This is a genomic window from Butyricimonas sp. RTP31003st1_G1_RTP31003_210430, from assembly GCF_040920905.1.
In the GTDB taxonomy this organism is placed as follows: domain Bacteria; phylum Bacteroidota; class Bacteroidia; order Bacteroidales; family Marinifilaceae; genus Butyricimonas; species Butyricimonas paravirosa.
The window spans coordinates 16,561-40,082 of the sequence record NZ_JBCOSQ010000006.1 but is presented as its reverse complement, the minus strand read 5'-3'; the positions used below and the strand labels follow the sequence as shown (position 1 = coordinate 40,082).

Here is a 23,522-nt window from a genome sequence, read left to right as displayed (position 1 = left end):
AAATGATGCCGAAATAGTAAAATTCTGTTATAATTTTACCTTTTCGGTCGTGACTTGTACGAATTCCAAAGTTTTTACGTATTCGAAATTGTTAAAGGATGTCCACGTAACGTTGTTTCCATTGTTTTGGGGTGATGCCCTCGTTGAGCTTGAAGGAGGAGATGAACGAGGAAAGGGAGTTGAAACCGGAAAGGCTGGCTACTTCCTGGATTTGCATATCCGGGTGTTGAATTAATAAAATGGTGGCTTTTTGAATCCGGTATTTGTTGACGAACTGGTAGAAACTGAAACCAAACTCGTTGTTGATAACGTTCGAGACGTACGTGCGGTTTGTTCCCAGCAAGGCGGCGACGTCGGCTATGGTCAGGTTCCCGTTGGTGTATATTTCTTTTTCATCGAAAAGGTGGACGAGTTCATCTTTCATCTTTTCTCTTTTGATCCCGAGATTTTTCAGATACTTCTCGGGTAGGGCGGGAAAAACAGGGGATAATTCCGTTTCGCTTGTGGGAGCGGTAACGGGTGGTTCCGGGCAGGAATTAGGGGAAATGATTTCCTCTTCATGAATCTCCGCGTGTTGCTCCGTGTAACAGATATAAGGTTCGTTGAGAGCGTGGATAAACAAGTAAAAAGTGAATAATATGGAACTGATGTGGAATAGATAATCGCTCCAGATGGCTTGAAAACAAGATGCGAAAAGAGCTACAAATGCGAAAAATGCAGCTAGAGGGATGGCTTGGTTTAGCCAGTGTAAATCGATGTCTTCCATGAAAGAATAATTCTCTTCCAGTCGTTGCATGTGTTCTCGTTTCAAATGCAGAATGCGAAGCGTGTATATCGTGATCATGATGGCTTGAAGGATCAGGCTGGCACAACGGAAAATAATTAAAGGTAAGTTGGCGTTTAAGAACACGCCGTTTCCTGCAACTTTTTCTTGCAGAGGGGACAGAAAGAAACTGGTGATCAGCACCGAAATTCCCGGCATCAAGTGTGGCCAGATTCTTCGGGATGTCAGTTTTTCCGGTTTCGTGAGCTTACGGAAATAGAAAAAATACAGGGGAACCAGGAACAAATTAATGGCAATATCAAAGATCGGTAAGCCCAGTTCACCCGTGATATATTTATGAATATCTTGTATCATGTTTGGGATGAAGATCAACCCCGAGAATGTGAAAATAATTCCCAGTAGCCGCCGCGGATGCATTCCGGCTTGTTCGCTAGGGACGGCCCCTTTGACCGTTAATAGCGTGAGGCCGCAAAATAGGGGAATGATAAAAGAAAGGACGTACGAAAAATACATCCAAAATATTGGAGAAGATATACTGTCATTCATCATATTCCTAGAATTTGAAATGCCGTCCTTATTATTTCACGGGACAAATATAATGAAATTATAACTATATGGATACGATCTTGATATTTTGAATAAAAGTTTGGAAGAATAAAAATAGATACCTTAAAAATTGACATCCTGCCATAAACTTTGTACTTTCGTCCCCACTATAGATGACTTATAATGAATGATGAAAAGCTAAAGGAAGAAGTTCGCAAGGCTTGCGAAATTCTTAAAAATGGGGGGATAATTCTTTATCCCACGGACACGATATGGGGCATCGGGTGTGACGCCACGAACGAGGTTGCCGTGAAACGGGTGTACGAGCTGAAACACCGGGAAGATAGTAAGGCCATGTTGGTATTACTGGACGACGTGGGTAAGCTTGCATCCTACGTGGAAGTTCCGGACGTGGCTTACGAGCTGCTGGAAGTGAACGATAAACCCATGACAATCATTTATCCGAATGCGAAGAATCTGGCGAAGAATCTGATAGCACAAGATCGGACTATCGGCATTCGGATTACCTCTGAGATTTTCACGAAATCCTTGCTTTACCGTTTCCGTAAACCCATTGTCTCTACCTCTGCCAACATCAGTGGAGAACCTTCTCCCCGGTGTTTTGCCGAAATCAGTGATGCTGTGAAAACTGCTGTCGATTACGTGGTCGATTTCCGTCAGGAAGAAACAACGAATCCCGCACCCTCCAGTATTATCAAACTAGGTGTTGGCGGCGAAATTCAAATCATCAGAAAGTAATAACCCGAAGATTGAAGTCGAGAGTGTCCCCACATTTTCAATTTTCAATTTTCAATTTTCAATTGTATTATGGCTCTTATTCTAAATATAGATACTTCAACAGATGTATGTTCCGTGGCGATAGCCCGGGATGGAAATGTGATTGCTTTAAAAGAGAATGACGAGGGATTTAATCATTCTACTTTACTGGGTGTGTACGTGGATGATTTATTAAAAGAGAATAACTTGACGGCGAATGATTTGGATGCCGTGGCCGTGAGTATGGGTCCCGGTTCGTACACGGGCTTGCGTATCGGGGTGTCTTTAGCAAAAGGGATATGTTTCGGTGCAGGAAAGCCGTTAATTGCTGTTAGTACATTGGCAGCATTGGCAAATGCCGTGGCCCGGAGAGAAGGCGAAGAGGCTTTTTATTGCCCGATGATTGACGCTCGTCGCATGGAGGTTTACACGGCCATATATGATCGGGAGGGAAATGTTGTACGGGATATTCATGCAGAAGTGATTGAAGAAAATTCTTTTGCCGATTTATTATCTACCCGGAAAGTTTTGTTCTTTGGAAATGGGAGTGATAAGGTGAAAGAAGTCTTGAAACATCCGAATGCCGTGTTCATTAACGGGGTCTCGACTTCTGCAGCAAACATGATTGGGCTTGCTGAACAATACTTTAAAGCCAGTAAGTTTGAAGATGTAGCCTATTTTGAACCGTTTTATCTGAAAGATTTTGTGGCTACCGTGCCTAAACGAAAAGTTTTGTGAGATTAATTTATCGATGGTAACAGGACTCGATAAATTTTGTTTTAGAAATACATAAAACGGAACAACCGAAAATGAAATGATCTTCGGTTGTTTCGTTTCTTTTTTCCTGTATTTAGGTATGTTAATTATATCTCAATAGGTATCTTGGAATAGAGGTTAATTAGCGTGATAATAACTCCTGAAGTTTCTTTTCTAGTTTTTCACCTCTAAGATTTATCCCTACAATCTTGCCTTTGGGATCAATCAGTAAAATATGTGGAATTCCTCGGACATTATATTGATCTGCAACCTTACCTTCTCTACCATTCAGTTGAGTCCAGGGCATTTGTTCTTCAGCCAAGGCCTTTCGCCAATCTTGTTCCTTCTTATCTAGGGTAATACTGATGATTTCGAGACCTTTCCGGTGATAGTTGTCCCAGGCTTTTTTGAGATTGGGAATTTCTCCTCTACAAGGTCCGCACCAGGAAGCCCAAAAGTCTAGAAGAACATATTTACCACGGAAATTCTTCAATGAAATTTTTTCCCCTTTCTCTGATGGTAAAACAAAATCCGGAGCCGTCGCATTGATGGCTAACTCACGACGTTTGGCAATTTGCTTCTCAACATCTTTATAAGCGACATGTTCTGATAAACTTTTGTCCATCATGTTTAGCCATTTCTCTACTACATCGGGTGAAAACCTTTCAGTCCATGCGTTTGCTAATCTCATTAAGGTTAGCATGTCGGAGGGGTGACTTGCAATCCAATTTTCAATGTCTTGTTGTTCTGAAAGAGAAGAAATGTATTGAGCTTCCTCTTCTGCGTGGCTACCGTATACTTGTCCTTGGAGAGATTTCATAGATATGCTTTCTCCATTTCGGGTATGGGTACTTTGACTAATTTTGATATTTAGTTCTATCGGAGAATTTTCCAGGTAAAAACCAACAGGAAAAGATGTTCCTCGAATCCCAACATTGCAATATTGAGGATAAGGTACTTGTCCGCAGAACGTGAAATGGCCATTCTTGATTACGGCACTATCAACGACTTCCGGTACTCCTAATGTTCCTTGTTTGGCTAAAACTAATTCTGCAATCCCTTCTGTAAGTCCTTCTACATAGCCATTGATTGTAAAACCTTTATTAGGTTTTGTTTGAGTGATATTCTTTTGATTATAAGCATCACGTATTTGTTGGTAATAAGGTAAATTTTGTTTATCGGCAGGAATAGTTTCCAGAATCTCTTGAATATCTCTATCCTTTAGTATTTGTTTGACAATGTAGAAATAGGCTGTAGCAAAGAGGCCGATATCTTCTGATGCGTGCCTTTTTATCCACTCAACCCCCTCTCTACGTCCGAATGGATTCAACATGTTATCATCCAATATTTTGAAAATATCTTCCAACAATATTCGTACGTGTCCTCCGGTGATAGTTTCATTAACTAATCCGAAAAGAGTTGCCCATCCTTCAAAAGTGATGTTTTCGTCTTTGTTAAAATAGTATTTTAAATAATTTTTATCACTACGTAATAACCACAGACGCCCATATGTGGCGTCTGGCACATTGAATTCAAAGCTACCATTTTTAACAATAGTGCTATCTATTTTGTGGCTGAGAACCCATTTATGTTCTATTGTGTCATTAGGATGAGTTAACAAGTAGATAGTTGTTCCATCTTTTAAACCTGTGATTTTTCCTTTTATCGTGTGTGCGTTTGCACTTAAGCTGAAGAATAGAGTGCAAAGAATAACTAAGTATTTCATATTTCTGTAAAAGTTAAGGTTTTATTTTCTAGGAGCTATTTTTGTGATACGATTGAATTTATCGTAGCAATTGACATACTTGTCCGGAGCGATTCCTCCGGTTCCACTATATTGAATGGGAAGCGTATACACTCTTCCTTCGTTACCATCCCAAGTAGCTATACAAAGTACATTATTTTTTGAATTACGCCATACAGGAGTTTCTTCTCCGGTTTCGGGGTCAATATTCTCACTCCAAGTGGTATAACCATTTCCCCGGTATACTAAGATATGGGTAATTTGTTCCGTTGAACCGAATTTGTTATAAGAAATTTGGCGTTCTGGTTTTTCTTTAGCTAGAGGAACTGCGTAAAGAATATTATCTACGCAATAGTAAAACTCGTCATTATTCGAGAATGCGTAACAAGGACTTTTCTCTATACCCGGACAGTTTCCTAAGTCATAGACATTTACTCCTACAAAGTTTGTCTCGTCTTTATCCCAGTTGTGAGTACAATCTAATACATAGACATAGTATTGTCCGTCTTTTTTCATTAACCATTTGGTTCTATCATTTCCAGTTGTTTCTCCATAGATACATTCACAACCTTGCATGTTATCTGGATTGAATTTCTCAGCAATAGTATTGTCTAAATCTATGACATCTCCGGTGGAACTAGGCTTCTGAACAAATTTTCCAACATTTTTATCCCATAATATAGCATCTGCCCAATTTAATTCGGCAGCATATGTTGTGGCTAAATCGTATTTAGTATCAGGATAGTATGAATATTTTGTGCCGCTAATTGGATTGTAATATTGCAGTTGACCATTATTTATTAGTATACTTTTTGACCAGCATGTTATGACTAATTGCGGATTAAAAACCGGAGGCGTGTAGAAGAAACACTCTAAATTTTGGTCTATCACTTTCATTGTCACGGGATCAATTCTAACTAATGATTTACCTTTAGCGAGAGCTACTATGGCAGCATGTTCATTTTGTGAGATGTAAGCTAGAGAACTGATTTCTCCTTCTACTAATGTATTGTTATGCTTGCTGAATATATTACGATTAATGACATCTGCGCTGTAATCTTTTAAACTCGTGTTAAATGTACGTGACATGATCAAAGAAATATCAGAGTTTATTCCATCTGTTGTTTCCGCTATCAATAAGCCACTTCCATAAGTACCTAGGACTTTTACTTCCCAAATCAAATTCTTTTTTGTGTTACTAGCTTTATGAGTAACTTGAAGGGTTAATGTGTAATATGAGTATCCGTCATTGGTGGGTGTAAGTTCAATGAGCGTTTTTAGTATCCGTTCATTAGAAATGATTTGTTTGGTTGTGTCATTACCATTAGAGAGTAAAGATAGACTCCATTGGTACCCATAATCGTCAAATTCACTTTCTGTTAAGGGGATACTATCTCTTCCCTGTATTTTGCATAATCGGGGTTCATAAGTAAATTCTTCACCTAATGTAGCAATCAAATATTCTTCTTCCCCTTGTCGATCACTAACAATTGTAGGAAAATCGAATTGTGGAAGAGTACTTTTATCGTCATAACAGGCATATAACAAACATATTGCCAGTAACGTAAATAATATATTTTTCATCATCTTTCAGATTAGTTTGGGTAATATTTGCCAATAACGATTTCTTTGTCTTTTGCCGTACCGTCATCGTGTAAAAGAGGAGTTTTTTCCCGTTCGTTTCTAGCTTTTAATTCCTGTTTCAAGTTTGCAATAAAGGCCTCCGTGTAAGCGGAACTCCACTTCTCTCCGTTATTGTATCCGGGGATCGCTGATTGTATCGGAAATTCTGTTTCTCCTGTTACTTCAATAATAAACTGATAATAGGCAGTGCTATAATTCCCTAATTTATAACGTTCAATCCAACTTGTCCAACTATTAGGTCTTACCAGTTTATTTGTAAGATAAAGAAAACAATTCTTTTGAGTGTCGACACCCGGAATGAGGTCTTTCCCTTGTGCAATTTCTAGATATATGCGAACATCTTGGAAATTGTCTCCTTTCTCATTTTTAACTTCGACTCTTAAATAACCAAGATATTCATCGGGTTTTAATATCGCATCTATAATACGATATTCATTAGTAGTAGCGGTTGTACTGTCGGCTATGACTAGGAATTCTGCATTTCTTTCCCAATTTTCCGGATAACCAACCAAATTGAAAGGAATATCAACGGTGTCTATTGCCTGAGAAGTCTGTTTGAAAGAGTAGGTATATGAATTCCCTTTAAATTCAATTGCGGCTCTCTCTCGATCGTATCTCATTATATCTTCTTTGTCACAAGCAACCCATAACAAAGAGAATAATGTGCAACTTAGTATATAAGATAATTTTCTGTTCATAAAAGTTTTTTTAATCATTCTGTTATTGTCTTTGGCCAAGTTCATTCTCAATATCCGGGTAAGGTAATTGATATTGTACGTCGGTCATTGCTTCATGTTGAATGCCTGGGAAAGTTTGTAATCCTAACCTTTTGTAACAGAAGAATAGTTGGCCTTCTTGAGCAAATTCCCTTCGATAATCTTGAATGATTTCTTGTTGTAATTCTTCTACTGAAATATCTTCAGGTAAGAAAGAGCTCGTGGGAATGTTTCTTTTCGTTTTTAAGAAATTCATGTATTCTACGGCTTGTTTCTTGTTACTTTCTTTTAAACATTCACTTGCGATTAAGTAAGCTTCGGATATTCGCATTAGTGGTAAATAATTCGTGAACCAATTTCCTTCAGTCTTTCGGATCTTTATCGTTAAAAAGTTATTTCCCGTGATTTGCCATTGTTTCCGAAATCTCAGGTCGGAAGTGGATAAAGAGGTGAATAACTCTTCGACAAATTGTCCTGATTGTATCAAGCGGTCATTGTTATAATTACCGTTTACATGTTCTGAATAAGCATTTTCAATATATTCATTTAATTTTTGTACATCCAATGCGAAAAGAAGTTCTCCTTGGAATACATAATCGCGGTTGTCTCCTTCGCTAGAAACATAACTGCTTTCCGTGGCCCATTGCATATCTCCTTGTGCAACGTATTGTTCATAGGACTTGATGAGCTTTTCCGCATATTCTAATGCTTTTTCTTGATTGCCCTCCCACAGATACACGCGTGCATTTAAGAGTAATACTGCAGGGTAGGAGAGTCGTGTCTCTCGCCCTTTGTAATAGGTCCCATTGAAGAAAATGTTATCTGTTACGTCTTCATAATCTTCTGGGCGTTCCTCAGTACCTGTATAAAGGGGATCACTTTTTAAATAGGAAAGAGCATCATTTAAATCTTGATGTAACAATTGTAAAGTTGCTTCATAGGTTTGTTGATCGGTAATTTCTTTCGAATATTCGGTTACATAAGGAATACAAGGTTCGGTTAGAATTTCCCGGCGTTCAGCAAGATTACCTTTAGCGAATAAGCGTATCAGGTCGAAGTGGCACATTGCACGAATCGCTAGGGCCTCTCCTTTTATGACGTTATAAAGAGTTGGATTCAGGATATTTCCTTTTTTCTCCAATGATTCTAATAGTAAATTTGTTTCCGAGATGATATTATACTCTTTAGCCCATACCGCCTGGATAAAATTCTTCGAAGAGTTGTGTTCGAAATTGTATTTCTGTAATTCAATATAAGAGCTTTTCCCTCCATCATATTGTCCGGCCATAAATTCGATGGCTTGCCAAGATAGATTAGCCCCATATACATCTTTTGAGGTCATATTGATATATAATCCTGTCAAGGCGTCTTTAAAACCAGCTTCCGTATCGAATAACTTATCTGCTTTAATTTCTGATTTAGGATTAACATCTAACCATTTTTCGCAGGAAGTAATACATAGAAGCATTAAAACCGAGATGCCATATAATATTATTCTTTTCATAATCGATTTATTTAGAATTCAACTGCTAACGAGAATGACATGGTACGGGCAAAAGGATAGGAGGTTCCTCGTTCCATTTTGATTGTCGATATTGTGCAGACATCATTCATGTTAAATGCTAACTTTAAACGACTGATTCCGGCTTTGTCCAGCCATTCCCTATCCCGCCAGTCGTACCATGCACTGATGGAAGAGATTGTCATTTCGTTTTTGCGTTGTACAAAACGGGAGGTTGGTTCTGTTTTTGGGGCAGATATATAGTTCCCATTAGCATCATTATAAGGTTGTAAGGTTTTGAATGGGGCATCTTTATTCTTTTCCGACCATCGGCCATATAAAAGACGTTTGTCGACATTTTGTTTTAGATCTGCATTTTCTACTTTGTCGACTAATGTTTGGTTATAATAATCACCTCCGGCAGTAAATCGGGCAATTACACTTAGACCGAAACCTTGATACTCACCATTGAAACCGAAATTTCCCCTGAATTTTTCTTGACTATTACCCACGATTTGTTGATCACTGGCCTGCCAAGTATAAGTGGTCGTTCCATCCGGTCTTACGTATATTTCTCTACCGTTGGCAGGATTAATTCCTAAAGAAGGCACAGCCCAGATAGAATTTAATGATCCTCCTTCAACATAACGCAGTACAGGTTTTGAACGTCCTCCATCCTCTTTGGTGCTTACCAGTTCGTCTTGGCGCTCGTTGAAAGCACGCATGGCATCAGAGAGTTTCATGATTTTGTTTTTATTGGTTGTCAGAGAACCTGTCAGATTTAGAAAACCAGTCCCTTTAGAAAAAATGTTATAGGTAAAGGCAATATCAAAACCGCTGTTTTTAACTTTCCCGATATTTTCTTTCACAGAACTGAAACCGACAGAAGTCGGTAGAGAGAGGTCTACAATTAGATTATCGGTGATCGACTCGTAGTAATCGAATGTGAAAGAGAATTTCCATATACGGGCATCAATACCGGCATTATAATCCATTTTTTCCTGCCATTTTAAGTTGTCATTGGCTAATCGCATCACGTAAGCTCCTAACATTCCGGTGTAAGAAACATCGGTATAATATTTGTAGGTCGCTATTGCCTGGTAACTTTCAAAAGACTGACTACCACTTGTCCCGATTGATCCTCTGATTTTAAGTTGTTTTACCCAATCTAGCTCCCGCATGAATTTTTCGTTGTGTATGTTCCAACCTATACCGGCACTCCAAAATAATCCCCAACGATTGTCGGCTCCGAATTGAGAAGAGGCATTTTCTCGTATAGTCAGATCGGCTAGAAATCGATCATCATAAGTATATCCCAGTACTCCGGTGAAACCGATATCTCTGGTTATACTTTCATTTCCATAAGGTGTTTTATTTTCTGCATATTGTAATGCAAAAGTGATATCATCCATCCGGTCAGAAGGAAAACCTTCCGCATAATGTACGACTTCGCTGTTTTTCTTTTCGCTTATAGAGAAAGCAAAGTTCGCCATCAATAAATGTTTATCAAAAGTTTTTGAATATTGTATAGTTAAATCTCCGTTTAGATTCGTGTATTTCCCGGTATTTTGTTGATAAGAACCTCTACGTAGGAACCTGTCATCTGTCCAATCAGAAAACTTGGTGTGATTGGCAGGATAAAAAATATCCCCGGTGCTATTTTGACTTGTAATTCCTATTCTTGCAACGGCTTTTAGTCCATCCAATATGCTGTATTCCGTGTAAAAATTGTTCGTGAACTCCAGATAGCCGGAGGTACGTTTGGTATTTAATGTTGCATTATACATCGGGTTGTTATTATCCTTGGTGATCTCGCCTGATTTGTCATATGGGGAGAAATAAGGATTCATGGTAGCATATTCACTAAAATCTCCATAAGGAGAATCGTCTGAACGGTTTGAGGTAATACTCATGATGTTCCGGAAAAGGAACTTGGTATTCAATCTGTAAGCCAAATTGACATCACCGGCAATGACTTCCCGATAAGATCCTTTCATTACACCATTTACTTTATTGTAAGAAACGTCTACAATCGCAGTCAGATTCTGATTCCCCATTTCAAAGGATAGAGCATGCTTGGTCCCGATCCCGGTACGTAAAGGTTTTGAGAGCCAATCTGTGTCTAGACCTTCTAAAGCTGCTTTCATCCTCTCATTGTACAAGTCCTGCAAGTTTTGATGAGAAGGGAGATAATCGCTTTCGTATATTCCGGCAATTCTCTCTATCTCCAATTTTTCCAGTGCGTTGGCTAAATTGTAACTACTTAAGTCTGGCATCGTGACATCGAGGCTACCTTTATAATTCACTCGGAATTCTCCTCCTACGGGGCGTTTGGTCTCGATGACAACCACTCCGTTTGCCGCTTTAGAACCATAAATAGCTTTAGCTGCAGCATCTTTTAGGATTGTAACACTCTGGATTCGGTTCATATCCAAGTCGAAAATTTTCGTGGCACTGGCCTCGAAACCATCCAAAATGAATAAAGGTTGGTTAGGATCGTCTTGATAATTACTTCTTAAATCCGTGTTACTTTCTACCGGGAAAGTGGAGGTCCCTCGTAACTGCATGTTGGGTAATTTGTTGGGGTCAGACCCGAATTCCAGGTTGTCCATGATGTTTAATGACGGATCAAGATTCCTCAGGCTTTGAAAGAGATTTCCGTTTCCTACTCGTTCTAGCTCTTTGGCCGTAATGGTCTTGGCTGATCCGGTAAAGCTTTCGGCTTTACGGGTAAACATTCCGGTGACAATAACCTCTTCCATGGCCTTGACATCAGATTTCAATGTGATCAGTAATTGGTCTGTGGATTGTGTAACATGGTATTTTTGTGGTTGCATACCCAAAAAGGAGATTTGCAAGGTTTCTCCGGCTGAAACTTCCAGTTGGAATTCTCCATTTACATCGGTGGCCGTTCCTACACTTGTACCTTCGATTAGAATGGTTGCTCCGATTACAGCTTCCCCGCTTTCATCGGTGATTTTACCTTTTACACGACATTTGTTTTCTTGTTTTTTTGTATTTTTTTTGACAATGGCAATTGTTTTACCATTGATTTCATAGATATAAGGTGTTTGTTCGAAGAGTTTGTCCAAACAAGCTTTTAGTGTGGTATTGACTAGGTTTATGCTTTTTTTGATTTTACCTAGTTCTTCCTGTTCGAACATAAAACTGTAACCGGTTTTCCGTTGTATTTCATAAAGGATTTCCTTTATGGTTGAATTTTTTACATTTACGGAAAAGGTTGAATCTTGTTGAAGATTCTGTTTGTGTTCCGGAATAGTCTGATCTGCATATACTCCATTGGAATAACCTAAGAGTAATGTGAGAAAAATTGCCATGAAAAATACCATTGAAAATTTCTTGGCTTTTATTTGGCAGTGTATGACATTATTCATAATTTTAACTGATTAATATTAAGACATTTTCTGTCCATCCGACGGCAATCTGCGATGGCAGAACAAAAAAAGAATATTAGTTAGAGAGGGTATCCCTGGGATGCTCTCTTCTGCATTTTAGGATATTTATTGAGTGATGATGTACCTCCTTTCTATCAAATGAAATTTTATTTTTGCGGTTGTTTGAATCATGGCTAATACTTCTTCAAGGGGAGTATCCTTGTTGATAGAAGCCGAGATTCTGATGTTTTTCAGTTTGTTATCTTTGAAGTCGAAGTCGGCACCATACCATCGACTAAGATCTTCGATTAGTAGTTCCAGTGAGTCATTGTCATATCTTAAGAAGCCTGTCGTCCATGCAATGTATTTTTGAACATCGACATCCACAATTTCTTGTTCTCCTGTCAATAAATTAAGGCGACTAAGCTGATTGGGTTTTAATATTTTTTCTTGATCGATAGAGTCTTGGATTGAGACCCCTACTTTCCCTTCAACTAATACCGTTTCAATATTGGTTTCTTGATAAGCATTTATGTTGAAGTGGGTTCCATATACTCGTATGGAGGCTTGACGGACTTCGACCATAAAAGGACGTCCGTCATGCTTGATTTCAAAATAAGCCTCCCCGGTTAAGCGTACTTTCCGTTCATGGGAAGGAAAACTATTGGGATATTCTAATCGACTTCCAGCATTTAACCGAACTACCGAACCATCGCATAGGGTGACTTGATAGTTACATTGGTTGGGAATAATTAGTTGGTTATACCCTTCCTCTTCGATATCAACGGCAGGAGGTTGATAAGTATATTTGATTTCTTCGGTACTTTTATAAGCAATATTTAAATTGTGAGTTGTATCGGTTAGGACTTTTGAAAGATCATAGTGTTGTCCGTTAGGGGTAATAATTACGGGAGATAGCTTGGAGGAAATAGTAGATGCTAATGTCTGATGTTTTTCCTGTTGTGATAATTTGTGATATAGTAGACCACACCCTATGAGAAGTACGATTACAGCAGCAACACGACTGATACGGATAATCACTCGGTGGCGCTGGTGTTTTTGAATTTTTGTTCGGAGAGATAAAATTGCCTGTTCTTTGTCTTGTTGACGGTAGAGTTCAATCTTTTTTGATAGTTCAGAGTCATCCATTAATGACTTGATAATTTCTATTGCAGTATTGTTATGTTCCAGCCATTCTTTTAGTTCTCCTATATCTTTTAGTTCATGCTGTTGCATGATATCACAGAGTTGACGTGCGATAGTCTGGATTTGTATATATCTTTTTGTTTCTTTCATATTGTATCTTTTTCTTCCAACACGGTTTTAATATTGATTTTTGCTACCCGTGAAGAAAAAAAAGATAAATTTTAACATTTTGTCGGATTGACTAATGACGTTTGTTTCTGTAATGCATTAATAAAGAGTTGTATAGAATTAGTGAGAATAACTCTCGTTTCATCAGTTTTTTTAAAATCACGATAATTTCTTGGCGTTGAGTGTAGATTGTACTGGGTGATTTATCTAATTTTTCAGCAATATCTTTGATATCCCAACCTTCTAGGTATAATTTTAATACTTTTCCGCATTCTTTGGGGAAGAGTTCCGGATGGCGGCTTAATTCAGAGATGACTTCTGTCTCAACAAGATATGATGTGAATCGGTCGTCTTCGTTTTGTAGGGTTTGTTCGTATTTACTTTTTACTTTTTGATGCGAATAGTATTCTCGAAAACTATTCCGGATACTTGTGTACATATAGGCCTTTATGTGTTCTAAAGAATTGAATGATATATGTTTCCCGATCCATAATTTCATAAAAAGATCTTGAATTGTATCTTGGGGAACTAAATCGGAATTGTGGAAAAGTTTAATCGAAAAGTAGAGTAAATCTTGATAAAGTAAACCATATATATACTCAAAAGCAGATTCTTCCCGGCGGTTAAATCGTTGGATTAGTTCTTCTGTTTCTATGGAATCTGATATTTGCTTTTTCACCATATGTTGCTTAAGCCTATTTCACTATACAATAATATGGTTTAATTTTCGATATTCCAATTTTTTGGAAAATGAAAAGGGTTATCTAGGGATAGTTATTACCTTTGCATTTGATTGGAGTTTAAAAAGGATGATATGGATATAAAATTACTAAGTCCCTCATGCTGGACTGATTACGAGCTAATTGATAGTGGTGCTTTCGAGAAATTGGAACGTTTCGGGCGTTACGTGATTGCCCGGCCGGAGCCGCAGGCGATATGGAATAAATCGCTTCCCGACGTGGAGTGGCAGCAACGGGCGGATGCTTATTTCAAGAAGGATAAGAAGAGCGAGGATCGTGGAGAATGGATTTGCAAGCCTAAAATGCCACAGCAATGGTTCGTGAATTATCGGTACGGGGAGATGAATATTCGAATGCGTTTGGGATTGACTTCTTTCAAGCACGTGGGGATATTCCCGGAGCAGGCGGAGAATTGGAATTTTATATTCGATCAGGTGAAACGAATTGGTTCAGAGGCAAAAGTGTTGAACCTGTTTGCTTACACCGGGGGAGCTACTCTTGCGGCGAAGAGTGCCGGAGCGGATGTTACCCACGTGGATTCGGTAAAGCCGGTTGTTTCTTGGGCTAGGGAAAACATGGAAGCATCGAAATTGGATGGTGTTCGCTGGATCGTGGATGATGCTTTAAAATTTGTGCAAAGGGAAGTACGTCGGGGTAAAAAATATAACGGGATCATTCTGGACCCACCGGCTTATGGGCGCGGTGCGAATGGTGAGAAATGGGTATTGGAGGAAAATATTAACGAGTTGATTACCTTGTGTGGGCAATTGTTGGAAGGTTCCAATAGTTTCCTCGTGCTTAACCTGTATTCCATGGGACTCTCCGCACTGTTAGCCCGGAGTATCGTGCGACAGCTAGTCGGTGATTGTACCGGGGAACAATTCGGAGAGTTGTATTTTACCGATTCATACGGGAAATCGTTACCGTTAGGAGTTTATTATCGGTTGTGGCGTAAGTAGTGTGGTTTTATATTATTACTTTTGTATTTATAAAAGCAATAATATGACACAAAAGGATGCAATAAAGCTATTTGAAGAAAGAAAGATTCGTACAGTTTGGGATGAAGACCAAGAAAAGTGGTATTTTTCAGTTGTAGATATTGTTTCTGTATTGACAGATAGTGCTAATCCGACTGATTACTTGAAAAAAGTAAGAAAACGTGATTCCGAATTGGGATTGTTCATGGGGACAAATTGTCCCCAGGTAATGATGATGACCGAAACGGGTAAGAGGCGTAAAACACTTGCTGCAGATACGGAATCCCTTTTTCGAATTATTCAGTCGATCCCCTCTCCTAAAGCGGAACCTTTTAAATTGTGGATGGCACAAGTAGCTAAAGAACGTCTGGATCAACTGGAGGATCCTGAGTTGTCGATCGAGCAAGCCTTGTTAGACTATAAACGATTGGGTTATTCGGATAATTGGATAAACCAACGTCTAAAAAGTATAGAAGTGCGAAAGGAGCTTACTGATGAATGGAAATGTCGGGGAGTGAAGGAAGGTGTACAATTTGCTGCATTGACAGATATAATAACGCAAGCTTGGGCTGGACTGACGACTCGAGAATATAAACAATTAAAGGGTTTAAAGAAAGAAAATCTTCGAGATAACATGACCAATATGGAGTTGATTCTGAATATGCTTGCAGAAGCGACGACAACCGAAATATCGAAAGAACGTGAACCGAAAACATTTGAAGAAAATCGACATATTGCGAATCAAGGAGGTCAAATCGCAGGTAATACTCGGAAAGAAATTGAAATTCAGACAGGTAAAAGTATAATTTCTCCATTAAATGCAAAAGATTATTTGCAACTTGGAAATTCGGAGAAGGATGATTAGTTTATTATTTGGGCTGGATTAAAAATCGGCTTACTTGTGTGATAATAGACGGATCATATAAGAAAATAAAATCCTCATTTGGTGATTTGTGCTGATTTCCTTATCTTTGCACCCTCAATGAAAAATATTAAATCTAAAAAATAAAATAAATGGCAACAACGGCTGATTTTAGGAATGGATTATGTATCGTTTTCAAAGACGATTTATACAGAATTGTACAGTTTCAACACGTGAAACCCGGTAAAGGTCCCGCTTTCGTGAGAACGAAGATGCAGAACATCAAAACCGGTCGTACCTTGGAAAATACCTTTACTTCAGGGGTGAAGATTGATGTGGTGCGTATCGAGAGACGTCCGTATCAATTCCTGTATATGGAAGGAGAGGACTATATCATGATGCACACGGAATCTTTCGAGCAAATTCCTATCGCGAAAGATTTGATCAATGCTCCCCAGTTCTTGAAAGAGGGTGATGCTGTTGAAATGGTTGTACATGCCGACACGGAAACCCCGTTATATGTTGAATTGTTGCCGACTGTTGTTTTGGAAGTAACTTACACGGAGCCGGGATTGAAAGGTGATACCGCTTCTTCTACGGCTTTGAAACCGGCAGAAGTAGAAACCGGTGCAAGAGTGATGGTTCCTCTTTTTATCAATACCGGTGAGAAAATTCGTATCAAAACGGAAGACGGTACTTACGTGGAACGTGTGAAAGAATAAAAAGATTGAGTGATTTATGATTGGTGATTCTGTGATTATATTCACTGAAAGAAATCACGGAATCGGCAATCGTGGAATCATGGAATAATATTAGATTTCAATTTCTCCTTGGGCCTCGACCTGGAGTTTTTGAATAACTTTTTCAGCGGAGTTTTGCTCCGCTTCTTTTTTTGATGCACCTATGCCTTGGGCCATGATGTCTTCGCCGATAGAGATTGTACAGACGAATTTAGAGCGACGGGCATTACTTTCAATCGTTTCGATATTCAGGTCAATCTTTTGTTTTTGGGCCCATTCAATCAGGCGGCTCTTGTAGTTTTTGTCAACGTACACGAGGTCTTCCAGGTTCACGTAGTGGGGGAAGATGTAATTCTCGATAAACGCTTTGGTTTTGTCGTATCCTTGATCCAGGTAGATGGCTCCGGTAAAAGCCTCGAATACATCACCGTAGATATGTTTGTTTTTGGAAATATCCGATTTGGCAATTACTTCTTCGCTCAACCCCATTTTGATGGCAATGATATTCAATGATTCGCGGCTCACGATCTTGGAGCGTAAGCGGGTCATGAATCCCTCGTCCTTGTTGGGGAAAAATTTGTACAGGATTTCAGCGACAATAGCTCCCAACACGGCATCGCCCAAGAATTCGAGACGCTCGTAATTCAAGACGGTTCCGCTTTTCGTGTATCTGGACGCCGATTTATGTAACAATGCCAAGGTGTATAAACCCTTGTTACCGGGAACAAATCCCCATTCCGAAATAGACAATCCATAAAACTTTTCCTTCCTGTGAAGGTAAAGTTTTATGGATTGAATTATTTTACTAATCACTTCCCCAAAATTTTAGTTAGTGATTACTTTTTGAATACAACGCAAGCATTGTGTCCTCCGAAACCGAAAGTGTTACTGATGGCTACATTGATTTCTTTCTCTTGAGCCTTATTGAACGTGAAATTCAGCTTGGGATCCAGTTCCGGATCAAGGTTGCTGAAATTAATGGTAGGGGGTACAATGTTGTTTTTCACAGCCAGAACACAAGCGATCGCTTCTAAGGCACCGGCGGCACCTAGTAAATGTCCTGTCATTGATTTGGTGGAACTGATGTTCAGATCATAAGCGTGTTCACCAAATGCTCTCTGAATGGCCTTAGGTTCTGCCACATCTCCGAGTCCGGTAGACGTTCCGTGAACGTTGATATAATCAACGTCTTTCGGGGTCAGTCCGGCGTCTTCCAACGCGAGTAACATAACATCGGCTGCACCTTCTCCTTCCGGGTCCGGGGCTGTCATGTGGTAAGCATCGCAATTGGCTCCGCCTCCCGCGAGTTCCGCATAGATGTGAGCACCTCTTTTTACTGCATGTTCGTACTCTTCTACGACTAAGCAAGCACCGCCCTCGCCGATAACGAATCCGTCACGGTCAACGTCGAAAGGACGCGAGGCTGTTTTCGGGTCATCATTACGAGTGGATAAAGCTTTCATGGAATTGAAACCACCTACACCCGGGGGGGTGATGGCTGCTTCAGATCCACCGGCAAGTATCACGTCTGCTTTTCCTAATCGGATCAGATTTAATGCATCTACTAACGAGTGTGCGGATGATGCACAGGCTGAAACCGTCGTGTAGTTCGGACCCTTTAGGCCTTCTTCTATGGCGATCATGGCTCCACCCATGTTGGCAATCATCTTGGGTATAAAGAACGGGTTGAATCTGGGAGTTCCGTCTCCTAATGCAAAAGTTTTGCATTCTTCGTAGAACGTATCCAAACCACCGATACCTGCACCCCAGATTACACCGATTCTCTTTCTGTCCTCTTGCGAGAAATCGAGTCCGGCATCTTTTACGGCCTCCCTGGAACAAATCAGGGCAAATTGGCTGTAAAGATCCATTTTACGGACTTCTTTCTTGTCGAAATATTCCGTGGGCTCGTAGTTTTTAACTTCGCAAGCGAATTGCGTGCGAAATTTAGATGCATCAAAACGAGTAATAGGACCGGCGCCGCTGACGCCACCTTTCAAGTTCTCCCAAAATTCGGCCACGTTATGACCCAAGGGATTAATAGTTCCAAGACCAGTTATTACTACTCGTTTGAAATTCATAGATAAAATATTAAATTATTGAGCGTTAGCTTCAACGTATGCAATAGCATCGCCCACGGTAGCGATTTTCTCTGCTTGATCGTCCGGAATAGTGATGTTGAATTCTTTTTCCAATTCCATGATCAACTCTACCGTATCCAAAGAGTCAGCTCCTAAGTCGTTAGTAAACGTTGCTTCAGGTTTAACTTCACTTTCGTCAACTCCTAATTTATCAACAATGATAGCTTTAACTCTGTTTTGAATGTCAGACATAACTTTAAATTTTAATTAGACATTTTTTAAATTCACACTTGCGTCTACAAGAGACGCGCATAACTCTCTAAGTTCGGGGGCAAAGTTAGAGAATTTATTTTTCCTAGAAAATTTTTTGGCATGAATAAAGTTTTCTTATCTTTATGCGTTTGATTTTTAATAGATTACAGGATGAAAAAAATAGCAATATTTGCCTCTGGTTCAGGTTCTAACGCTGAAAATATCATTAATTATTTTAAAAATGACACCGAAAATGTCGTGAAAATCGTGTTTTGTAACAAACCCGATGCCTATGTTTTGGAACGGGCAAAACGTTTAAGCGTGCCGACGTTTGTTTTCGGACGGGAAGAGTTCTCTCATTCTGACCTGGTTTTGAATGAATTGAAACGATTGGATATTGATCTGATCGTGTTGGCGGGCTTTCTCTGGAAGGTGCCGGATGCTATCATCGACGCTTATCCGGACCGGGTAATTAACATCCATCCGGCCCTGTTACCCTCTTACGGGGGCAAGGGTATGTACGGCATGAAAGTACACGAGGCGGTGATCGCTGCCGGGGAAAAGGAAAGTGGTATTACGATTCATCACGTGAATAATCATTACGACGAGGGGGCAATCATCTTTCAGGCTAAATGTGAAATCGTGCCGGGAGACACTCCGGAATCTTTGGCAACGAAAGTCCATGCCTTGGAATACGAGCATTTTCCTCGTGTGATCAAGGAATTATTAGAAAAGGGTTTATAAAGTTCATAAAGTCCATAAAGTTCTAAGGTGAATAGATTCTGTGGATTTGCGATTTTGCGACGTCAATGTCATTGGTTCGTTTTTATGCCTGAATCAACTTTGTGAACTTTACGGTTTTGTAAACTTTATAGACCTTATGAACTTTATAAACTTTATGAACTAATTTGTTATGAGGAGGTTTATTCTTTTACTAGGTGTGTTGTTAGCCGGTTTGTGGGTACAGGCCGGGGAGGTAAGGTTATTAAGGTTCCCGCATAGCGTGGGGGACAAGTTGGTATTCTCGTATGCCGGGGATCTTTACCTGGTTTCAGCCGGGGGAGGAACGGCCCGTCGGTTGACCTCGCACGTGGGGTACGAGATGTTTCCTCGTATTTCCCCGGATGGAAAATACATCGCTTTCACCGGGCAATATGATGGTAACACGGAAGTATTTGTCATCCCCGTGGAGGGGGGCGAACCTCGTCGCTTGACTTACACGGCCACGTTGAAACGGGATGATCTAGGGGATCGCATGGGGCCGAACAACGTGGTGATCGGTTGGACCCCGGATAGTAAACGGATTCTTTATCGTTCCCGGAGATATACTTTTAACGATTTTACCGGGCAACTGTTTACGGTCCCGGTGGAGGGAGGGATGTCCGAGGAAGTACCTTTAAAGAATGGCGGTTTTGCCTCTTATTCTCCGGATGGAAAGAAATTAGCTTACAATTATATTTTCCGGGAATTCCGGGCGTGGAAACGTTATCAAGGTGGTATGGCGGATGACATCCGGGTGTTTGATTTCAACACGAAGAAATCAGAGCGGATTACCGACAACGTGCGGCAAGATGTGTTCCCGATGTGGTCCCCGGATGGGAATACTATATATTATATATCCGATCGGGGTGACATCATGAATCTTTACGCCTATGACGTGAACACGAAAGAGGATAAACAATTGACTTCTTACAAAGAATACGATATAAAATTTCCTGCGATTGGTGACAAGCTAATCGTGTACGAGCAAGGGGGATATATTTACGGGTACGATTTGCAGAGTGGCAAGGAATCCAAGATCACGATAAACATTGATAACGATCAGGTTTATTCTCGTCCGACGTTGACTGATGTAAGCGGCCAGATTTCGAGTATTGCGGTTGCTCCCGGTGGGGAGAGGGTAGTTGTGGCTGCTCGTGGGGATATTTTCTCGCTGCCCGTGAAAGAGGGTATTACCTATAACTTAACCAATTCTTCCGATGCTAACGATATGCAGGCGGGTTGGTCTCCGGACGGGAAATACATCAGTTACGTTTCCGACAAGGACGGGGAATTCAATATTTATCTCCGGGACGTGGTGACGGGAAAAGAACGGAAGCTGATCAAGAATCTGAAAAGTTATATCTTCAATTATAAATGGTCCCCGGATTCCAAGAAAATTCTCTGGAGCGAGAAGGGGAACACGTTGAATATATCTGACGTGGAAAGCGGGAACCGGAAGATCGTGGAAAAATCGGGTATCCGTTCCATGACGTCCTACAACTGGTCTCCTGATAGCAAATATATCACTTACGTTCGTCCGGAAACGACGATGGATAACATTATCGTGTATCATGTTGAAAGTGGCGAGAAACACCAAGTTACCGACGGGTGGTTTGGTTCCAGTTCGCCGAATTTCAGCGAGGACGGGAAATATCTGGTGTTTGTTTCTGCCCGCACTTTCTCCCCGACGTATGGACGGACGGAATGGAATCACGTGTACAATGATATGAATAAGGTGTACATCCTGCCTTTGGCGAAGGATGCCCCGGTATTGTTCGCCCCTAAAAATGATGTTGTCCGGATGGAGACAATCGTGAAAGAAAAGGATAAGAAGAAAGAGAGTGAAGACAAAGGTGTCGTGTATGATTTCACGAATTTGGAAAGTCGTCTTGTAGAATTGCCCGTGTTGGCATCGAATTACTATGGTAACGTGCATATGCTGGGAAACCGGGTATATTATAACCGGGGAGGCCGCACGCTGATTTATGACCTGAACGGGAAGAAAGAAACCGACACGGGTGGGGACGTCGAATTTTCTCCCGGTTACAAAAAGGCTATCGTTTCTTCGGGTTCCGCGTTCCAGGTGGAGGACCTTCCGGTACTTTCCGCTAACGTGACTTCTCCCGTTCCCACGAAAGGGGTGAAACGGGTGATTGACTACCATCAGGAATGGATGCAGATCTATAACGAGAGCTGGCGGCAGATGCGTGATTTCTTCTATGCCAAGAATATGCACGGCGTGGACTGGGATCACGTGTACGAAAAATATAAAGTGCTGGTGCCTTACGTGAATCATCGTACGGACTTGACTTATATTATCGGGGAGATGATCGCGGAATTGAGTGTCGGACACGCTTACTCGATTAACGGGCGGGTTCCGATGCCCGAGAGAATTGATATGGGGTTGCTGGGTGCTAAATTCGTGAAAGATAAATCCGGTTATTTTAAAGTGACCGAGGTGATCGAGGGAGCCAACTGGGATGCCTCTACCCGCTCGCCTTTGACCATGCCGGGCGTGGAGGTGAAAGCGGGTGACTATATTTTGGCCATTAACGGGAAATCGTTGAAAGAGGTAGATAACCTGTTCTCCGAGTTGATCGATATGGCTGGCAAGACGGTTGAATTGACCGTGAACACGAACCCGACCGAGAAGGAGGCTCGTAACGTGTTGGTTGTTCCGTTGGCTGACGAATCGAAATTGTATTATTATAATTGGGTACAGAATAATATCCGTAAGGTAAACGAGGCCACGAACGGGGAGGTAGGGTATATTCATATCCCGGATATGGGTGTTGATGGTTTGAACGAGTTCGTGAAACATTATTACCCGCAGTTGAATAAGAAAGCCTTGATCATTGACGATCGGGGAAATGGTGGGGGAAACGTGTCCCCGATGATTACCGAACGTTTGATGCGTACGCCGACTTTCTACACGATGCACACGAACCAAACCTCCGGGTCGGTAAGTCCGGTTGGTACGTTCTTGGGACCGAAAGTGTTGCTGGTAAACGAGTATTCCGCCTCTGACGGGGATCTTTTCCCGTATCGATTCAAGTATAATCACTTGGGAACGATTATAGGTCGTCGCACGTGGGGTGGTGTTGTTGGATATAGCGGTTCGATCCGGGTGGTTGATGGTGGCTCCATCGTGACGCCGTCATACGCGCCGTTCGCGGCAGATGGCAGCGAGTTTATTATCGAGGGAACGGGAGTTACTCCTCACGTTGATATTGAAAACGATCCTTATTTAGAGTATAATGGTGAGGATCAACAGTTAAATAGAGCGGTTCAAGTGATTCTGGAGAAGTTAAAGACCGAGAAGAAGGAGATTCCATCTATTCCCGCTTTCCCGAATAAAGCGGCAAAGAAGAAATAGTACCGATCATACGTGAGAATATAAAGAGTGTTTGGCTGTGATGCCAGGCACTCTTCTTTTTTTTAGTGTGTTTTTGTGATTTAACAAGGGGGATTAATCTTGAACAAATCCTTGTTAATGCCTTGTGTATGAATATAAAATGAATGTTTTATGATCACTTCTAGATCACTACCGGATAAAATAGTTTAAACATCCTATTAAAATTCTAATAGAACGCTATTATATATAGCGCTTTAATAGGGATTTAATAGCGTTCTAATAGCGCTTTATACGATAGTGATCCGCTAGATTTCAAGATGTGATCATAAAATATGTATGATTATCAGTTGGTTTACCATTTATATACCGACAGACAACCGATAAGGTAGTTTTTAAAATTTTCGTACGGTGGGTGAAATGGGAATTTTATATTTCGTATTTTTGCACGATAAAATTGGACTGGGAAAATGAGTACGAAAGAGGTAGAGTGGGACGGGTTGCCTGTCCCGAAACGATACTGGGCGATTCTTGCCATTGCCATGGGAATTACGGTTTCCGTGTTGGACGGCACGATTG

18 protein-coding genes are annotated in these 23,522 nt (G+C 40.6%); 7 read left to right on the top strand and 11 right to left on the bottom strand.

All coding sequences use genetic code 11. From position 1 onward, the window contains the following. Window positions 1-91: 91 nt before the first annotated feature. A complete protein-coding gene (locus AB5542_RS03170) occupies window positions 92-1,333 on the bottom strand; it encodes an AraC family transcriptional regulator (protein ID WP_270543035.1) in 1,242 nt (413 codons plus the stop codon). 180 nt (window positions 1,334-1,513) lie between these two features. On the opposite strand from AB5542_RS03170, the gene AB5542_RS03165 reads away from it, so the two are divergent. Continuing rightward, window positions 1,514-2,089, top strand: coding sequence for an L-threonylcarbamoyladenylate synthase (locus tag AB5542_RS03165; protein ID WP_279038686.1), 576 nt, complete (start codon window positions 1,514-1,516; stop codon window positions 2,087-2,089). A gap of 69 nt (window positions 2,090-2,158) precedes the next feature. Beyond that, window positions 2,159-2,845 carry a tRNA (adenosine(37)-N6)-threonylcarbamoyltransferase complex dimerization subunit type 1 TsaB gene (gene tsaB / locus AB5542_RS03160; protein WP_087419775.1) on the top strand — a complete coding sequence of 229 codons (687 nt, stop codon included), beginning with the start codon at window positions 2,159-2,161 and terminating at the stop codon, window positions 2,843-2,845. A 160-nt stretch (window positions 2,846-3,005) separates the two neighbouring features. Here the strand turns inward: tsaB and AB5542_RS03155 are convergent, their stop codons facing one another. The 7 genes from AB5542_RS03155 to AB5542_RS03125 all read right to left on the bottom strand — a co-directional run bounded on the left by AB5542_RS03155 (window position 3,006) and on the right by AB5542_RS03125 (window position 13,856). Then, window positions 3,006-4,589 (bottom strand): TlpA disulfide reductase family protein, encoded by a 1,584-nt coding sequence (locus AB5542_RS03155; RefSeq protein WP_279038687.1) that lies wholly within the window; start codon window positions 4,587-4,589, stop codon window positions 3,006-3,008. A 21-nt stretch (window positions 4,590-4,610) separates the two neighbouring features. Then, window positions 4,611-6,194 carry a hypothetical protein gene (locus AB5542_RS03150; RefSeq protein WP_279038688.1) on the bottom strand — a complete coding sequence of 528 codons (1,584 nt, stop codon included), beginning with the start codon at window positions 6,192-6,194 and terminating at the stop codon, window positions 4,611-4,613. Between the two features lie 8 nt (window positions 6,195-6,202). Further along, a complete protein-coding gene (locus AB5542_RS03145; RefSeq protein ID WP_162613681.1) occupies window positions 6,203-6,949 on the bottom strand; it encodes a DUF4843 domain-containing protein in 747 nt (248 codons plus the stop codon). 22 nt (window positions 6,950-6,971) lie between these two features. Beyond that, window positions 6,972-8,471: a RagB/SusD family nutrient uptake outer membrane protein gene (locus tag AB5542_RS03140; RefSeq protein WP_087419362.1), complete on the bottom strand. Its 1,500-nt coding sequence runs from the start codon at window positions 8,469-8,471 to the stop codon at window positions 6,972-6,974. 11 nt (window positions 8,472-8,482) lie between these two features. Continuing rightward, window positions 8,483-11,806, bottom strand: coding sequence for a SusC/RagA family TonB-linked outer membrane protein (locus AB5542_RS03135; RefSeq protein ID WP_279038689.1), 3,324 nt, complete (start codon window positions 11,804-11,806; stop codon window positions 8,483-8,485). Window positions 11,807-11,989: 183 nt separating this feature from the next. Then, on the bottom strand, window positions 11,990-13,159 hold the full coding sequence (locus AB5542_RS03130; protein WP_279038690.1) for a FecR family protein: 1,170 nt from the start codon (window positions 13,157-13,159) through the stop codon (window positions 11,990-11,992). Between the two features lie 91 nt (window positions 13,160-13,250). After that, window positions 13,251-13,856 carry an RNA polymerase sigma factor gene (locus AB5542_RS03125; RefSeq protein WP_270543042.1) on the bottom strand — a complete coding sequence of 202 codons (606 nt, stop codon included), beginning with the start codon at window positions 13,854-13,856 and terminating at the stop codon, window positions 13,251-13,253. Between the two features lie 135 nt (window positions 13,857-13,991). On the opposite strand from AB5542_RS03125, the gene AB5542_RS03120 reads away from it, so the two are divergent. The 3 genes from AB5542_RS03120 (at window position 13,992) to efp (ending at window position 16,478) form a co-directional block, all read left to right on the top strand. Further along, the gene (locus AB5542_RS03120) at window positions 13,992-14,876 is read left to right on the top strand and encodes a class I SAM-dependent methyltransferase (protein ID WP_118303004.1); all 885 of its coding nucleotides are present in this window, start codon (window positions 13,992-13,994) and stop codon (window positions 14,874-14,876) included. A 43-nt stretch (window positions 14,877-14,919) separates the two neighbouring features. After that, on the top strand, window positions 14,920-15,759 hold the full coding sequence (locus tag AB5542_RS03115; RefSeq protein WP_118303006.1) for a Bro-N domain-containing protein: 840 nt from the start codon (window positions 14,920-14,922) through the stop codon (window positions 15,757-15,759). Between the two features lie 149 nt (window positions 15,760-15,908). Continuing rightward, window positions 15,909-16,478 (top strand): elongation factor P, encoded by a 570-nt coding sequence (gene efp / locus AB5542_RS03110; protein WP_087419368.1) that lies wholly within the window; start codon window positions 15,909-15,911, stop codon window positions 16,476-16,478. A gap of 90 nt (window positions 16,479-16,568) precedes the next feature. Here efp and rnc read toward each other — a convergent pair whose 3' ends face one another. From rnc to AB5542_RS03095, 3 genes are read right to left on the bottom strand one after another with little or no spacing between them, the layout of a single operon-like run. After that, window positions 16,569-17,309: a ribonuclease III gene (rnc, locus tag AB5542_RS03105; protein WP_027200890.1), complete on the bottom strand. Its 741-nt coding sequence runs from the start codon at window positions 17,307-17,309 to the stop codon at window positions 16,569-16,571. A 23-nt stretch (window positions 17,310-17,332) separates the two neighbouring features. Beyond that, the gene (fabF, locus tag AB5542_RS03100; protein ID WP_087419369.1) at window positions 17,333-18,577 is read right to left on the bottom strand and encodes a beta-ketoacyl-ACP synthase II; all 1,245 of its coding nucleotides are present in this window, start codon (window positions 18,575-18,577) and stop codon (window positions 17,333-17,335) included. Window positions 18,578-18,592: 15 nt separating this feature from the next. Next, window positions 18,593-18,829: an acyl carrier protein gene (locus tag AB5542_RS03095; RefSeq protein ID WP_027200888.1), complete on the bottom strand. Its 237-nt coding sequence runs from the start codon at window positions 18,827-18,829 to the stop codon at window positions 18,593-18,595. A gap of 171 nt (window positions 18,830-19,000) precedes the next feature. Between AB5542_RS03095 and purN the strand changes: the two genes are divergently transcribed. Continuing rightward, window positions 19,001-19,573, top strand: coding sequence for a phosphoribosylglycinamide formyltransferase (purN, locus tag AB5542_RS03090; protein WP_279038691.1), 573 nt, complete (start codon window positions 19,001-19,003; stop codon window positions 19,571-19,573). 169 nt (window positions 19,574-19,742) lie between these two features. Then, window positions 19,743-22,967 (top strand): S41 family peptidase, encoded by a 3,225-nt coding sequence (locus AB5542_RS03085; protein WP_279038692.1) that lies wholly within the window; start codon window positions 19,743-19,745, stop codon window positions 22,965-22,967. The last annotated feature ends 555 nt before the right edge of the window (window positions 22,968-23,522 follow it).

Excerpts from the sequence above, each read along its gene's own strand:
- AB5542_RS03170 (WP_270543035.1), bottom strand. The coding sequence starts at position 1,333 with ATGATGAATGACAGTATATCTTCTCCAATATTTTGGATGTATTTTTCG.
- AB5542_RS03165 (WP_279038686.1), top strand. The coding sequence starts at position 1,514 with ATGAATGATGAAAAGCTAAAGGAAGAAGTTCGCAAGGCTTGCGAAATT.
- tsaB (WP_087419775.1), top strand. The coding sequence starts at position 2,159 with ATGGCTCTTATTCTAAATATAGATACTTCAACAGATGTATGTTCCGTG.
- AB5542_RS03155 (WP_279038687.1), bottom strand. The coding sequence starts at position 4,589 with ATGAAATACTTAGTTATTCTTTGCACTCTATTCTTCAGCTTAAGTGCA.
- AB5542_RS03150 (WP_279038688.1), bottom strand. The coding sequence starts at position 6,194 with ATGATGAAAAATATATTATTTACGTTACTGGCAATATGTTTGTTATAT.
- AB5542_RS03145 (WP_162613681.1), bottom strand. The coding sequence starts at position 6,949 with ATGAACAGAAAATTATCTTATATACTAAGTTGCACATTATTCTCTTTG.
- AB5542_RS03140 (WP_087419362.1), bottom strand. The coding sequence starts at position 8,471 with ATGAAAAGAATAATATTATATGGCATCTCGGTTTTAATGCTTCTATGT.
- AB5542_RS03135 (WP_279038689.1), bottom strand. The coding sequence starts at position 11,806 with ATGGCAATTTTTCTCACATTACTCTTAGGTTATTCCAATGGAGTATAT.
- AB5542_RS03130 (WP_279038690.1), bottom strand. The coding sequence starts at position 13,159 with ATGAAAGAAACAAAAAGATATATACAAATCCAGACTATCGCACGTCAA.
- AB5542_RS03120 (WP_118303004.1), top strand. The coding sequence starts at position 13,992 with ATGGATATAAAATTACTAAGTCCCTCATGCTGGACTGATTACGAGCTA.
- AB5542_RS03115 (WP_118303006.1), top strand. The coding sequence starts at position 14,920 with ATGACACAAAAGGATGCAATAAAGCTATTTGAAGAAAGAAAGATTCGT.
- efp (WP_087419368.1), top strand. The coding sequence starts at position 15,909 with ATGGCAACAACGGCTGATTTTAGGAATGGATTATGTATCGTTTTCAAA.
- fabF (WP_087419369.1), bottom strand. The coding sequence starts at position 18,577 with ATGAATTTCAAACGAGTAGTAATAACTGGTCTTGGAACTATTAATCCC.
- AB5542_RS03095 (WP_027200888.1), bottom strand. The coding sequence starts at position 18,829 with ATGTCTGACATTCAAAACAGAGTTAAAGCTATCATTGTTGATAAATTA.
- purN (WP_279038691.1), top strand. The coding sequence starts at position 19,001 with ATGAAAAAAATAGCAATATTTGCCTCTGGTTCAGGTTCTAACGCTGAA.
- AB5542_RS03085 (WP_279038692.1), top strand. The coding sequence starts at position 19,743 with ATGAGGAGGTTTATTCTTTTACTAGGTGTGTTGTTAGCCGGTTTGTGG.